Raw genomic sequence first — 13,340 nt, 5'->3', positions numbered from 1 at the left:
GGCCCTCCCGCCGGAGGGCCGGCCCGGTCCACCGCCGGCCGGAACCACAACTGAGGCCGGTCGGTGGCTGGGAACGCCGGTGGGCCGGCCCGGTCCCGCCAGGAAGGGGGCGGAACCGGGCCGGCAGCGTCGGACCGGCTGCCGACGTTCTCGGGTCAGCGGGACTCGGTCAGACCGGAGTTGTCCTCGACCCCTTGGCCCGTGTCCTGACCAGCGCCGGCTCCGGCGCCCGCATCCTCGCCTCCGGCCTGCTCACCGGCACCGGCACCAGCGCCGGCACCGGCCTCTTCGCCCGCACCCGCACCGGCCTCACCGCCGGCTCCGGCCTCCTCACCGGCGCCCGCTCCCTCACCGGCGCCCGCTCCCTCACCGGCACCGGCTCCCTCACCGGCACCGGCTTCCTCGCCCGCACCGGCCTCTTCACCCGCGCCGCCGGCCGCGCCGCCCGCGCCGAGGGTCGCGCCGACCGCCTCCAGGGCGGTGGTCACCGGCTGGAAGAACGTCTCGCCGCCGACCGTGCAGTCGCCGCTGCCGCCCGAGGTCAGGCCGATCGCGAGACCGTCCTGGGTGAACAGCGAGCCACCGCTGTCGCCGGGCTCGGCACAGACGTTGGTCTGGATGAGGCCGGTGACGGTGCCCTCGGGGTAGTTCACCGTGGCGTCGAGTCCGAGGACCTGGCCGTCGGCGAGCCCGGTAGTGCTGCCCATCCGGAAGACCTCCTGGCCGACGGTCGCCTCCGCGGCCTCGGTGATCTGGACGGTCTGGTCGCCGGTGTTGACCTCGCTGGGCGCCTCGGTCGCCGGGTCGTCGTACTTCACGAGTGCGAAGTCACCGTCGCCGGGGAAGGTGGACTGGTCGACGGTGGCGATCGGCTGGCCGCCCTGCGTGTCCGACCACTCGTTGCCGCCGAGGGTGCAGTGACCGGCCGTCAGGAAGGCCGGCGAGCCGTCGCCCGCGGTGACGTTGAAGCCGAGGGAGCAGCGCGAGCCGCCCGCGAAGATGGCGTCACCGCCCGAGACGAACGGCTTGAAGGTGCCCGCGGACTTCTTGAGGGTCGCCATGCCGGAGCCGAGGCTCTGCACAGTGGACTCCAGTCTGTCCCACTTGGCGCCGGTGACGGTGCTGTCGGCCGTCACCAGGAGCTTGTTCGTGCGCGGGTCGATCGACCACGAGGTGCCCGCGATGGTCGCGTCCGACTTCAGGGTCTGCGCCCCGCTCTGGAGCTCCGACCAGCTGTTGTCGACCTCGCGGACCTTCGCGCCCGCCGCCTTGGCCTGCACGACTACTTTGTTGTTGTCGCCCGGTACGACGTTCACGACGAGCTGCTGGCTGTCGCTGTCGTAGTAGGAGCCGCCGAACGCCTCACCGAGGAGCCCGGAGAGCTGCGAGGCGAGATCCGAGGCGTCGCCCGCCTTCAGGGTCTTCGGCGCGGCCGCCGCGTCGTCGGACGAACCGTCCTGCGACGCGTTGGCGTTGGGGAGCAGGATCGCGGCCGCGCCGAGCGCCACCACGCTGCCCGCCGCTATCGCGGCCTTGCGCTTCGGAATTCGCTTGTGACTCAAACTTCTCTCCTCCTGGGGAACGGAGTAGGTGCCGCCGTCCGGCAGCTCTTGGGGGGCGCCTGGATGGCTGTTGGTACGCACGGGCCGTCCGGGGCGTTCAATTCCGTTTGCAAGTGATCCGTTCGCATCGCGGAATCAGCCAACTCCCGCCACCCGGGCACCGGACCGCACGGTCTGCGACCGCCCTGGTCACAGCGGCACGGCGGGGAGGACGAAACGCGTCGGCCCACGGCTCCCCCATGGCCGGATGACGGCGTTTCAGACGCGCGCCTCGTGACGGCATACCGAACAGACACGATCCGTGTCCGACTGGAAACGATCTGTTGACATCTCTGAGCGGAATCCCACCTTCAGCGAATCTGCACATCGAATGCTCAACCCGGTCACCGAGTCGAGGGTTATCCGCGCGCCGGCCGCGTCGGTCATGCCTTTGGGGCGGGAGTGCCGGATTCGCCGCTCGGCGATGTAAGGGGCCGGATGAGCCGATGCCGTGCCGCATGTGAAGAAGTCGCCACGAAGGCGTGCCCACACCTGCACGCTTCGGTGCCGCTGGGGCGCAAGTTGCCTGGTGGGAAGGGTGGTTGATTGGAAGCGCGCGCCCGCAGCGTGCTTTGATCCATCGCACCGCGGGGGCCGCTCAGGACACTCGGAAACGGGAGTCCGGCACCCGCGGTCGCGGCCGTCATCTGTCCCCAGAGGGGGCCGCTCCCCCCTTGTGAGATATCCATACGGAAGGAAGTTCCAACATGAACTCCACCCCCCAGGTTGAGACCGTCGAGATCGCCGACACCGAGCTCGACGCCGTCTCCGGCGGCCTGTCCGTGAACGCCGTGAACACCGTCACCGACACGGTCGACGGCATCGCCCCGGTTTCCGGCCTGGTCAACACGGCCGTCGGCACCGTCGAGGGCGTCACCGGCCTGAACACGGCCCCGGTCACCAACCTGGTCGCCGGTCTCTGATCGAGCCCCAGTGCCGTTGACTCCCGGAGCCGCAGCCGGCGGTTCCGGGATCTTCGGGTGCCGTGACCACGTCCGCTACGGCTGTAAGTACCCCTTCTACGGGTGAGGGAAGTTCCTTGCAGTTCCGCCAACAGGCCCTCGCCAAGCTCCAGTCGCCGGAGGAACTCGACCTCCCGGTGCGTTTCGCCCGCCCGCAGGGCTGGCTCGTGCTCTCGGTGACGGTGGTCGCGATGGCGGCCGCCTCGGTATGGGCGGTGACCGGCTCGGTGACCTCCACCGTCAGCGCACCCGCCATCCTCACGCACGGGCAGGGCAGTTACCTCCTCCAGAGCCCGGTGGCGGGCCAGGTCACCGCGGTGCTCGCGAAGCCGGGCGAGCGGTTGCCCGCCGACTCCCCCGTACTCAAGGTCCGTACGCCCAAGGGCGAAACCGTCGTCCGCACACTCGACGCGGGCCGTGTCTCCGCGCTCGCCGCGACCGTCGGGCAGATCATCCAGACCGGCGCGAACGTCGCCGCCGTCGAGAAGGTCGCCCGCACCACGGACGCGTTGTACGCGACGGTCTACGTCCCCGCCGAGAACGCCGCCTCGATCCCCGACGACGCCGCCGTCGACCTGACCGTGCAGTCGGTGCCGACGCAGGAGTACGGCGTGCTGCGCGGCCATGTGACGTCGGTGGACCGCTCGGCCCAGTCCCCGCAGCAGATCGCCGCGTTCCTCGGGGACAGCCAGCTGGGCGAGCAGTTCACGAAGAAGGGCAGGCCCGTGGCCGTGACGGTCCGGCTGGACAAGTCGTCCGCCACGAAGAGCGGTTACAAGTGGTCGTCCGTGGACGGGCCGCCGTTCAAGCTGACCTCCATGACGCTGGCCTCGGGGTCGATCCGGCTGGCCGAGCAGCATCCCGTCGACTGGCTGCTGCCGTGACCGCGACCGCACCGGACGCCCGGGGGCGCCGCCGCGCCGCCCCCCCGAAGCGCAAGGTGCCCAAGGCCGGGGCGAAGACCGTCCGCACGCCCACCGTGCTCCAGATGGAGGCCGTGGAGTGCGGCGCCGCCTCCCTGGCGATGGTGCTCGGCCACTACGGCAAGCACGTCCCGCTGGAGGAGCTGCGCATCGCCTGCGGCGTCTCCCGCGACGGCTCGCGCGCCAGCAACCTCCTGAAGGCGGCCCGCAGTTACGGCCTGACGGCCAAGGGCATGCAGATGGACCTGGCCGCCCTCGCCGAGGTGAAGTCGCCGGCCATCCTGTTCTGGGAGTTCAACCACTACGTCGTCTACGACGGCATGGGCCGCCGCTTCGGCCGCCGTGGCGTCTACATCAACGACCCCGGCAAGGGCCGCCGCTTCGTCCCCATGGAGGACTTCGACGGCAGCTTCACCGGTGTCGTGCTGGTCATGGAGCCCGGCGAGGACTTCACCCGGGGCGGCCGCAAGCCCGGCGTCCTGGGCGCGATGCCCGCCCGGCTGCGCGGCACCGCGGGCACGATGCCCGCCGCGGTCCTGGCGAGCTTGCTGCTGGTGGCGGTCGGCGCGGCGGTGCCCGCACTCAGCCGCACCTACATCGACGAGTTCCTGATCGGGAACCAGACCTCGCTGCTGCCGACGCTGTTCACGGCGATGGCGGCGTGCGTCCTGTTCACCGTCGTCCTCACCTGGCTCCAGCAGGCCAACCTGCTGCACGGCCGCATCATCTCCTCGACCCTCTCCAGCGCCCGCTTCCTGCGCCATCTGCTGCGGCTGCCGGTGACGTTCTTCTCCCAGCGCAGCCCGGCCGACCTGGTGCAGCGGCTCCAGTCCAACGACGCGGTCGCCGAGACGCTGTCCCGCGACCTCGCGGCGGCGGGCGTGGACGCGGTCGTCGTCGTCCTGTACGCGGTGCTGCTGTACACGTACGACCCGCAGCTGACGTTCGTCGGCATCGGCGTGGCGCTGCTGAACGTCGTGGCCATGCGGGTCGTCATCCGGCTGCGGGCCACGCGCACGGCCAAGCTGCGCGCCGACACGGCCCGGCTCACCAACACCGCCTACACCGGTCTTCAGCTGATCGAGACGATGAAGGCCACGGGCGGCGAAGACGGCTACTTCCGCAAGTGGGCCGGGCAGCACGCCACCACGCTGGAGGAGCAGCAGCGGCTCGGTGTGCCGAGCGCCTGGCTGGGCGTGGTCGCGCCGACGCTGGCCACCCTCAACAGCGCGCTGATCCTCTGGATCGGCGGCATGCGGGCGGTCGAGGGTCACATCTCGGTCGGTCTGCTGGTCGCCTTCCAGGCCCTGGTCACCCGGTTCACGGCCCCGCTGACCCGGCTGAACGGCGTCGCGGGCCGCATCCAGGACTTCGCGGCCGACGTGGCGCGGCTGAAGGACGTGGAGAACTTCAAGGCCGACCCGCTCTACGGCCGCCCCGAGTCCGGCGAGTCGACGCGCCGCCTCCAGGGCCACGTCGAGCTGGAGAACATCACCTTCGGCTACAGCCCGCTCGACAAGCCCCTGCTCACCGGCTTCGACCTGACGGTCGGTCCCGGGCAGCAGGTCGCGCTGGTCGGCGGGTCCGGCAGCGGCAAGTCCACGGTGTCGCGGCTGATCTCCGGCCTGTACGCGCCGTGGGAGGGCGTGATCCGCATCGACGGACAGCGCATCGAGGACATCCCGCGCGGGGCGCTGGCCGCCTCCGTCTCCTTCGTCGACCAGGACGTGTTCCTCTTCGAGGGCACGGTCCGCGACAACGTGGCGCTGTGGGACCCGTCCATCCCGGACGAGGCGGTGGAGGACGCGCTGCGGGACGCCGCCCTGTTCGACGTGATCACGCGGCGTCCGGGCGGCATCCACAGCAAGGTCGAGCAGGACGGGCGCAACTTCTCCGGCGGGCAGCGCCAGCGCCTGGAGATCGCGCGGGCGCTGGTGCGCCGGCCGAGCATCCTGGTCCTCGACGAGGTGACGAGCGCGCTGGACGCGGAGACCGAGCTGGGCGTGATGGACAACCTGCGCAGGCGCGGCTGTGCCTGTGTGGTGATCGCGCACCGGCTCAGCACGGTCCGCGACAGCGACGAGATCGTCGTCCTCCAGCACGGCACGGTCGTGGAGCGGGGACGGCACGAGGACCTGGTGGCGCGCGGCGGAGCGTACGCGGCACTGGTCAGGGAGCGGTGAGATGACGGCCGTTCAGGGACACGAGGGCGACCTCGTCCTCAACGCGTTCGGGCAGATGGGCTCGCGCATCGACTGCGCCGGGTTCAACCGCCTCGACCTGGAGGGCCCGCAGGTACTGTGGCTGGTCGCGTCGGGAGCCGTCGACCTGTTCGCGGTCGACGCCGGGCAGCAGGGCCACTGGCACCACCTGGGCCGCCTGGAAGCGGGCTCGCTGGTGCTCGGGCCCGTGGCGGGGCCCCAGCACACCCTGGTGGCCCGCCCGCTGCGCGACTGCGTGGTGCACCGCATCGGCCTGCGCGAGCTGTACCAGCCCGCCAACACGGCGACCTGGTCGTACGACGAGTACGGCAACCCGCAGTACGTGCCGCCGACGACGAGTCCGCTGGAGTACGCCCTCGCCCTGGGGGTCGGCCGCAGCCTGTCGATCCTCTTCCAGGCGCCGATGGCGACCGAGCGGGCCGCCGCGCCCACGGACGACGACGTGTTCTGGATGCAGGTGCCGCCGGGCAGCGTCCAGTACGGCTCGCTGTACGGCGCGGAGGCCGCGGCCGACCTGCTGATGGACCCGGCGCTGTGGCAGACCATGGTCGACCAGCAGTATCGGCTGCTGACCACGCTGGACCGCTGGATCGAGCAGCTGGAGCGCACCCACGAGTCGCGCACGGCCGAGGGCATCAAGGCCGGTGAGGCGGTACGCGCCCAGGCCGACCAGACGCTGCTGGCCTCCATCGGCAAGCGGTCGTCGAAGCGGACCACCGCGGCCGACGCCGACGCCACGTACGCGGCGTGCAAGCTCGTCGGGCAGGCGGCCGGGATCAGCCTCACCGAGCCCACCCAGAAGGGGACGGGCGGAGACCGCCTCGACCCGGTCGAGCAGGTCGCCCTGGCCTCCCGCGTCCGTACCCGGTCCGTTCGCCTGGACGGCCGCTGGTGGCGGGACGACGTCGGGCCGCTGGTCGGTCACCGGGCCCTGTCCGGCGCGCCGGTGGCGCTGCTGTGGCGGCGCGGCGGATATGTCGCCGTCCATCCGTCCACCGGGCGTGAGACACCGATCGAGAAGGCCAACGCCGACGAGTTCGAGCCGCGCGCGGTGATGTTCTACCGCCCGCTGCCCGAGCGGCGGCTCAGCCCGCTCAGGCTGCTGCGGTTCTGCATGCGGGGCACGCGCCGCGACCTGACCGGACTGCTGCTCAGCGGACTGGTCACGGTGGCGATCGGCGCGCTGGTGCCCATCGCGACCGGCAAGGTGCTCGGCGAGTTCGTGCCGAAGGCGCAGACGGACCTGATCGTGCAGGTGTGCCTGGCGGTGATGCTGAGCAGCGTGGTGGCGGCGGCCTTCATGCTGATGCAGAACCTGACCATCCTGCGGCTGGAGGGCCGCATCGAGGCCACGCTCCAGCCGGCCGTGTGGGACCGGCTGCTCAGACTGCCGACGAGGTTCTTCACCGAGCGCTCCACCGGCGAACTGGCCAGCGCGGCCATGGGCATCAGCTCGATCCGCAGGCTGCTGGCCGGGGTCGGTCCGACGGTCGCCCAGTCGGTGACGGTCGGGGCGATGAACCTGGGGCTGCTGCTGTGGTTCAGCGTGCCGATGGCGATGGCCGCGGTCGGCATGCTCGTGGTCATCGCGGCCGTGTTCCTGGGGCTCGGGCTGTGGCAGGTGCGGTGGCAGCGGCGGCTGGTCGTGCTCTCCAACAAGCTGAACAACCAGGCCTTCCAGACGCTGCGCGGTCTGCCCAAGCTGCGGGTGGCCGCCGCCGAGAACTACGCGTACGCCGCGTGGGCGTCCCAGTTCGCGCGCAGCCGGGAGCTCCAGCAGAAGGTCGGCCGCATCAAGAACCTCACGTCGGTGCTGGGCGCGGTGTACCTGCCGCTGTGCACGCTGCTGATGTTCATGCTGCTGGCGGGTCCGGCCCGGGGCTCGATGTCGGCGGCCGCGTTCCTCACCTTCAACACCTCGGTGACGATGGTGCTGACCTCGGTGACCCAGCTGACGGGCGCGTTCGTCTCGGCCTTGGCCGCGCTGCCGATGTTCGAGGAGATCAAGCCGGTGCTGGACGCGACGCCGGAGGTGCGCACGGCGAGCACGCGTCCGGGGCCGCTGTCCGGGGCGCTGGAGGCGCGGCGGCTGTCCTTCCGCTACTCGGACGACGGTCCGCTGGTCCTGGACGACGTGTCGTTCGAGGTGCGGCCGGGCGAGTTCGTCGCGGTCGTCGGCCCGAGCGGCTGCGGCAAGTCGACGCTGCTGCGCCTGCTGATCGGCTTCGACCGTCCGGTGTCGGGCAGCGTCCTCTACGACGGTCAGGACCTGGCCGCGCTCGACCAGTCGGCGGTGCGCCGCCAGTGCGGTGTGGTGCTCCAGCACGCGCAGCCGTTCACCGGCTCGATTTTGGACGTCATCTGCGGCACCGAGCCGTACACGCCGGAGGAGGCGATGGCGGCGGCCGAGATGGCCGGGCTCGCCGAGGACATCAAGCGGATGCCGATGGGCCTGCACACCATCGTCTCGGGCAGCGGTGCCGTCTCCGGCGGCCAGCGCCAGCGGCTGATGATCGCCCAGGCGCTGATCCGCCGTCCGCGCATCCTCTTCTTCGACGAGGCGACCAGCGCCCTCGACAACGAGACCCAGCGCACGGTCATCGAGAGCACCAAAGCCCTCAACGCCACCCGGATCGTCATCGCCCACCGGCTGTCGACCGTGCTGGACGCCGACCGGGTCGTGGTGATGGAGGACGGCAAGGTCGTCCAGCAGGGCCCGCCCGCCCAGCTGCTCGCCGACACGGGCGGCCGGCTGCACGAGCTGGTGCGGCGCCAGATGGCGTGAGGATCCGCGGCCTGCGGTGGCGCGTCTTCGCCGTACCCCGCGGCCCGGACCGTTGGGCTCTGTCAGAAGTGGGTACCCACGGCCCATGCGAATGAGCGTGGTGGACGTGGGATCGAAGACGGTCAGACTGGTGGTCGCGGACGCGGACGACGGCGTACCGCTTCCGGTGCACACCGCCAAGTGGCGGCTCAGGCTGTCCGAGCAGGTCACACCGGGGGGACCCATCCCGGAGCCGGCCGTGGAACAACTGGTGCACGCGGTCGCCGAGGCGAGCCGGACCGCCACCCGGTGGGGTGCGGCCGGCCCGCTGGCGTTCGCGACCGCCGTGGTGCGCAGCGCCCCGAACCGGCAGGAGGTGCTGCACACCGTCCGGGCCCGTACCGGCGTGGACCTGTGCACCCTGCCGGGCGAGGTCGAGGCGGAACTGACGTTTCTCGGGGCCCGGCGCTGGATGGGCTGGCGGTCGGGGCCGCTCGCGCTGCTCGACATCGGCGGCGGCTCGCTCGAAGTCGCCTTCGGGCGCGGCAGGTTGCCCGACTTCGTGGCGTCGTTGCCGCTGGGCGCGGGGCGGCTCACCCATGAGTTCTTCGAGGACGAGGACCCGCCGTCACCGGAGCGGGTGCGGGCGCTGCGCCGCAGAGTCCGCCACCAGCTGCGGGACGTCGCGGCGCGCATCCGCTGGGAGGGCCCGCGCACCGCGGTCGCCACCTCCCGCACCTTCCAGCAACTGGGACGGCTGTGCGGTACGGCGCCCGGACGCCACGGCCCGTTCGTGGACCGGCAGTTGCACCGCGCGGCGCTGCGGGAGGCGATCCCGCGGCTGGCCGCCCTGCCCGCCGCCGAACGCGCGCTGCTGCCCGGCATCTCCGCGCCCCGGGCGGCGCAGAGCCTGGCCGGAGCGGTGGTCGCTCACACCGCGATGAAACTGACCGGCCTCAGGTCCGTCACGGTCTGCCCCTGGGCGATCCGGGAGGGCGTGCTGCTGCGGCACATCGAGGACGGCCCCGCCTGGTGGGCGGAGGTCACCCGCCGCAACGAGGAGGCGGCCCCGCCCGACCCGGTGCCGCTGCGCATCGCCACCGCCTCCAGCTGAACACCGGCAGACCGGAAGACCGGAACGGACGCACCGAACGCAGGAGGGAGACCCCCGTGTCCCAGGACAAGAATCACGACAGCCCCGACAAGAAGCCCGAGACGGCGCTGGAGGAGGTCCTGCGCGAGATCGAGGACGCCGAGAACCGCACCCAGGACTCCGCCGAGCAGCGACGCCACCGTGGCGAGGCCGGAGAGGCCATCACCCCCAACACGCGCGCGCAGGAGGAGTCCCGCGGGGACTGAAACGGGGGATCCGGAGGGGCCTGGCCTCGGCCCGGCCCTCCATGACGTGCCGGAGTGCCTTCCCGCGCCGGTGCTACGCGGGTAGGTGACCCCGGGCGCCGGCCGGGTACCCGGTGCGCATGGAGCACCACCGTGAAGAACCAGGACTGCCACCCTCGCGCGGCCCGCTGAGCAGGGGCGTCGAGGCGTACCTGCGGGGCGCGGGCCGGCTGCCCCGCCTTGAGGACGTCGCCCGTGCCGAGGTGTACGGCGAGGATCTCCAGCTGGCGCTCTACCTGTGCTACGAGCTGCACTACCGCGGGTTCGCGGGGGTGTCCCCCGACCGCGAGTGGGACCCCGACCTGCTGCGTATCCGGGCGGCCCTGGAGCACCGCTTCCTGTCCGCCCTGCGTGCCGACGCCCGGGTCCACGACAGCGTGGACGAGGCGCTGGCGGACCTCCTGGTCGAGCCCGTCGACGGCGCGGGCGTCACCCACTTCCTGCGCGACGAGGGCGAGCTGTGGCACCTGCGCGAGTACGCGGCGCAGCGCTCTCTGTACCACCTCAAGGAGGCGGACCCGCACGCCTGGGTGCTGCCGCGGCTGTGGGGCCGGGCGAAGGCGGCGATGGCGGCGGTGGAGTTCGACGAGTGGGGCGGCGGCCGAGCCGACCGCGTGCACGCCCGGCTGTTCGCCGACCTGATGACGGACCTGGACCTGGACACGACATACGGCCGGTACCTCGACGCGGCGTCCGCCGAGGCCCTGGTCACGGTGAACCTCATGTCCCTCCTGGGCCTGCACCGGGCCCTCAGGGGTGCCCTGGTCGGCCACTTCGCGACGGTCGAGATCACCTCGTCACCGGGGTCGCGGCGACTCGCCGAGGCGATGCGCCGCACCGGCGCCGGGCCCGCTGCCGAGCACTTCTACGACGAGCACGTCGAGGCCGACGCGGTCCACGAGCAGGTGGTGCGCCACGACGTCATCGGCGGTCTGCTGGCGGAGGAGCCGCACCTGGCCCCGGATGTCTCGTTCGGGATCGACGCCACCGAGTTCGTCGAGGACCGCTTCGCCGCCCGACTGCTCGCCGACTGGCGCGCGTCGCGTTCGTCCCTGCATGCTCCGCTTGCCCGGGAATCCGCCCATATATCCTGAACGCCCGGGTACCCGAGCATCGTGAACCCACTGGTACCCCCGGGCGTGTACGCCCCGCAGGAAGACACCGAGTTGCTGGTCGGCGCCCTGTCCGACGAGCCGTTGCCGCCGGGCGCGGAGGTCCTGGACGTCGGTACCGGCACCGGCGCCCTGGCCTTGGAGGCCGCGCGCCGGGGTTTCCGTGTGACCGCCGTGGACGTGTCGCTGAGGGCAGTGTGGGCCGCGCGGCTGAACGCTGTACGGGCGGGGCTGCCGGTCCGCATCCGGCACGGGAATCTCTTCGATCCGGTGCGCGGCGAGTCGTTCGACCTGATCCTGGCCAACCCGCCGTACGTGCCGGCGCCGGACGGTGCCGGACGGCCGCGGGGGGCGGCCCGCGCCTGGGACGCGGGCGACGACGGACGGCTGGTCGTGGACCGGATCTGCCAGGAGGCGCCTGATCTGCTGCGTCCGGGCGGGGTGCTGCTGCTGGTGCAGTCCGCGCTGAGCGGCCCGGACCTGACCGTCGGGCAGCTGCGCTCGTCCGGTCTGAAGGCCGCGGTGACGTGCCGGCAGCGGATCGCGTTCGGCCCGGTGCTGCGCGGCCGGGAACGCTGGCTGCGGGAGCGGGGGCTGCTGTCCACCGCCGAGGACAAGGAAGAGCTGGTGGTCGTCCGTGCCGAACTCCCCGTCTGACCGGTCCGCGGCGCCGCGCCGCGTCACGGTCCAGCGCAAGGGCCCGCTGCTGGTGGAGGGTCCGGTGGAGGTGGAGCTGGAGGACGGTTCCGTCGTCACCTCGGACCGTTTCCGCGTGGCCCTGTGCACGTGCCGCCGCAGCCGGCGCTATCCGTGGTGCGACACGAGCCACCGCGACCGGGCCTGAGCCCGGTGGCGGTGGCCGGCGAATCCAGGGGCCGGCGGGCGGCCCCACTCCGCCCACCGGCCCCCTTGTACGAGATCGCAGGTCCCCGCGACAGCGGCCCGGCTCCCCAGCCTCGAGCCGCCGCGCTTCACGGGAACGGCGCGATCCCGGTCTTTCAGAACGCGAAGACGCCGGAGCCGTAGGCGTTCTTCACGCACTCGTTGGAGAACGTGCGCTCGTAGGAGACTCGCCGGCCCTGCCAGACACCGTCGACGGTGACGACCACCGGGTCGTACTGCTTGGTGCACATCACGCCGTCCGTGGCGGTCAGGGCGTGGACGTCGCCGCCGACACCGCGCAGTTCCGCGCAGGCCGAGCCGGCGACCGGGTGCGTGCCGGAGGGCCTCGGGGCACAGGTCAGAGTGACCGCGCGTTCCGGAGTCGCGGCGGCCGCGCTCTCACCGTGGCCCACCGTGAGAACGAGGGCCGACGGGGCGTAGAGCGCGGTGGGGGCCTGACCCGGACTGGCTAGCGCGGCCCCGGACAGGGGTCCGCAGACGGCGGTGGCCGTCAGGCCGAGGGTCATGGCCCAGCGCGCGGTGTTCCGCATTGTGTGCATCCTTCCGCTCGATTACAGGGTGTGCCGGCCCGTGCTCGATCGGTGCCCGGGGCGGCGACCGCGAGTCTGCCGAGTCCGCCTCCGAAACACACATCGACCCCACCGGTTTCAGTAACATTGCGTGTTGAATCAGTGGCGTGAAGTTACGGAATGCGCCCGCGCGAAGCCCGTAACCGCGCGGACTCCGGGATCAGGAAGCGGCCAGATGGCCGATTTCCGCGTGTTCGTTAATAGGCCTGAAACATTCCGATTCCGCTCTCGGCCGACTGCTTCGCGGCCCCTTGTGTTCATGCTCAGGCCGAGTAATCGTCATTACATGATTACGACAGAGCAGCGAGAGAAACTGCGCGGCTGGTTCGCCGGCCGTCTGCCCGACGACCTCTTCGAGGAACTGACCGAGATCACGGTCGACCGCGAGGAGATCACCGTGATCGGCCGCGTCCCCGAACCCCGGCTTGCCGAGGACGCCCCGGCCGCCGAGCGGGAGGCGGCCCTGGAGAGCCGGGTGCAGGAGTTCCGGGAACGCACGCGCGAGGAGCGGATGGCCGTGGCCCGGGAGGCCGAGCACCGGTTCCGACGGAAGGTGTCCTGGGGTGTGGAGTGCGGCGGGCGGCGGACGCTCTTCACGCACGTGGCCGCGCCCGTGATGACGCGGCTGCGCCAGCCGGAACGCCAGGTCCTCGACACCCTGATCGCCGGCGGCGTCGCCCGCAGCCGCAGCGACGCGCTGGCCTGGTGCGTGCGCCTGGTCCAGCGTCACACCGACGACTGGCTCACGGAGTTGCGCGATTCCCTCGAACACGTGCAGCGGGTCCGGGCCCAAGGGCCGGACGCCGAGCCGGATCAAGCGGATCACGCTGAGCACACGGATGACGAGGAGTGACCACAGAGTGGAGGATCGGTCCACTCACACCAC

The 13,340-nt window shown here is 71.8% G+C and carries 12 protein-coding genes; 10 read left to right on the top strand and 2 right to left on the bottom strand.

What is annotated here, in order from left to right:
- Positions 1–155: 155 nt before the first annotated feature.
- Positions 156–1,562 carry a S1 family peptidase gene (locus tag AOQ53_RS00550; RefSeq protein WP_059413855.1) on the bottom strand — a complete coding sequence of 469 codons (1,407 nt, stop codon included), beginning with the start codon at positions 1,560–1,562 and terminating at the stop codon, positions 156–158.
- Positions 1,563–2,308: 746 nt separating this feature from the next.
- Between AOQ53_RS00550 and AOQ53_RS00545 the strand changes: the two genes are divergently transcribed.
- The 9 genes from AOQ53_RS00545 (at position 2,309) to AOQ53_RS00505 (ending at position 11,826) form a co-directional block, all read left to right on the top strand.
- Entirely contained in the window at positions 2,309–2,524 is a 216-nt protein-coding gene (locus AOQ53_RS00545; RefSeq protein ID WP_059413853.1) for a hypothetical protein, read from the top strand.
- A gap of 116 nt (positions 2,525–2,640) precedes the next feature.
- Positions 2,641–3,447 carry an HlyD family efflux transporter periplasmic adaptor subunit gene (locus AOQ53_RS00540; protein WP_059413851.1) on the top strand — a complete coding sequence of 269 codons (807 nt, stop codon included), beginning with the start codon at positions 2,641–2,643 and terminating at the stop codon, positions 3,445–3,447.
- On the top strand, positions 3,444–5,669 hold the full coding sequence (locus AOQ53_RS00535; RefSeq protein ID WP_174523209.1) for an NHLP family bacteriocin export ABC transporter peptidase/permease/ATPase subunit: 2,226 nt from the start codon (positions 3,444–3,446) through the stop codon (positions 5,667–5,669). Before AOQ53_RS00540 ends, AOQ53_RS00535 begins: the two co-directional genes overlap by 4 nt.
- Position 5,670: 1 nt before the next feature.
- Complete coding sequence (locus AOQ53_RS00530; protein WP_059413849.1) at positions 5,671–8,493, top strand: NHLP bacteriocin export ABC transporter permease/ATPase subunit; 2,823 nt, start codon at positions 5,671–5,673, stop codon at positions 8,491–8,493.
- Between the two features lie 85 nt (positions 8,494–8,578).
- Positions 8,579–9,586 (top strand): Ppx/GppA phosphatase family protein, encoded by a 1,008-nt coding sequence (locus AOQ53_RS00525; RefSeq protein WP_059413847.1) that lies wholly within the window; start codon positions 8,579–8,581, stop codon positions 9,584–9,586.
- A 56-nt stretch (positions 9,587–9,642) separates the two neighbouring features.
- Entirely contained in the window at positions 9,643–9,831 is a 189-nt protein-coding gene (locus AOQ53_RS00520; RefSeq protein ID WP_059413846.1) for a hypothetical protein, read from the top strand.
- Between the two features lie 119 nt (positions 9,832–9,950).
- Positions 9,951–10,964 (top strand): iron-containing redox enzyme family protein, encoded by a 1,014-nt coding sequence (locus tag AOQ53_RS00515; protein WP_059413845.1) that lies wholly within the window; start codon positions 9,951–9,953, stop codon positions 10,962–10,964.
- Between the two features lie 21 nt (positions 10,965–10,985).
- Positions 10,986–11,639, top strand: coding sequence for a HemK2/MTQ2 family protein methyltransferase (locus AOQ53_RS00510; RefSeq protein WP_059413842.1), 654 nt, complete (start codon positions 10,986–10,988; stop codon positions 11,637–11,639).
- Positions 11,620–11,826 carry a CDGSH iron-sulfur domain-containing protein gene (locus tag AOQ53_RS00505; protein ID WP_003994890.1) on the top strand — a complete coding sequence of 69 codons (207 nt, stop codon included), beginning with the start codon at positions 11,620–11,622 and terminating at the stop codon, positions 11,824–11,826. Before AOQ53_RS00510 ends, AOQ53_RS00505 begins: the two co-directional genes overlap by 20 nt.
- A 154-nt stretch (positions 11,827–11,980) precedes the next feature.
- Here AOQ53_RS00505 and AOQ53_RS00500 read toward each other — a convergent pair whose 3' ends face one another.
- Positions 11,981–12,415: a protease inhibitor gene (locus AOQ53_RS00500; protein WP_059413840.1), complete on the bottom strand. Its 435-nt coding sequence runs from the start codon at positions 12,413–12,415 to the stop codon at positions 11,981–11,983.
- Positions 12,416–12,740: 325 nt separating this feature from the next.
- On the opposite strand from AOQ53_RS00500, the gene AOQ53_RS00495 reads away from it, so the two are divergent.
- Positions 12,741–13,307: a hypothetical protein gene (locus tag AOQ53_RS00495; protein WP_059413838.1), complete on the top strand. Its 567-nt coding sequence runs from the start codon at positions 12,741–12,743 to the stop codon at positions 13,305–13,307.
- Positions 13,308–13,340 lie beyond the last annotated feature (33 nt).

It is taken from the genome of Streptomyces azureus, from assembly GCF_001270025.1.
Lineage (GTDB): Bacteria > Actinomycetota > Actinomycetes > Streptomycetales > Streptomycetaceae > Streptomyces > Streptomyces azureus.
This window is presented reverse-complemented; position numbering and strand designations above follow the sequence as displayed.

Coding starts and splice junctions, on each gene's coding strand:
- AOQ53_RS00515 (WP_059413845.1), top strand. CDS start 9,951: ATGGAGCACCACCGTGAAGAACCAGGACTGCCACCCTCGCGCGGCCCG.
- AOQ53_RS00495 (WP_059413838.1), top strand. CDS start 12,741: ATGATTACGACAGAGCAGCGAGAGAAACTGCGCGGCTGGTTCGCCGGC.
- AOQ53_RS00525 (WP_059413847.1), top strand. CDS start 8,579: ATGCGAATGAGCGTGGTGGACGTGGGATCGAAGACGGTCAGACTGGTG.
- AOQ53_RS00530 (WP_059413849.1), top strand. CDS start 5,671: ATGACGGCCGTTCAGGGACACGAGGGCGACCTCGTCCTCAACGCGTTC.
- AOQ53_RS00545 (WP_059413853.1), top strand. CDS start 2,309: ATGAACTCCACCCCCCAGGTTGAGACCGTCGAGATCGCCGACACCGAG.
- AOQ53_RS00500 (WP_059413840.1), bottom strand. CDS start 12,415: ATGCGGAACACCGCGCGCTGGGCCATGACCCTCGGCCTGACGGCCACC.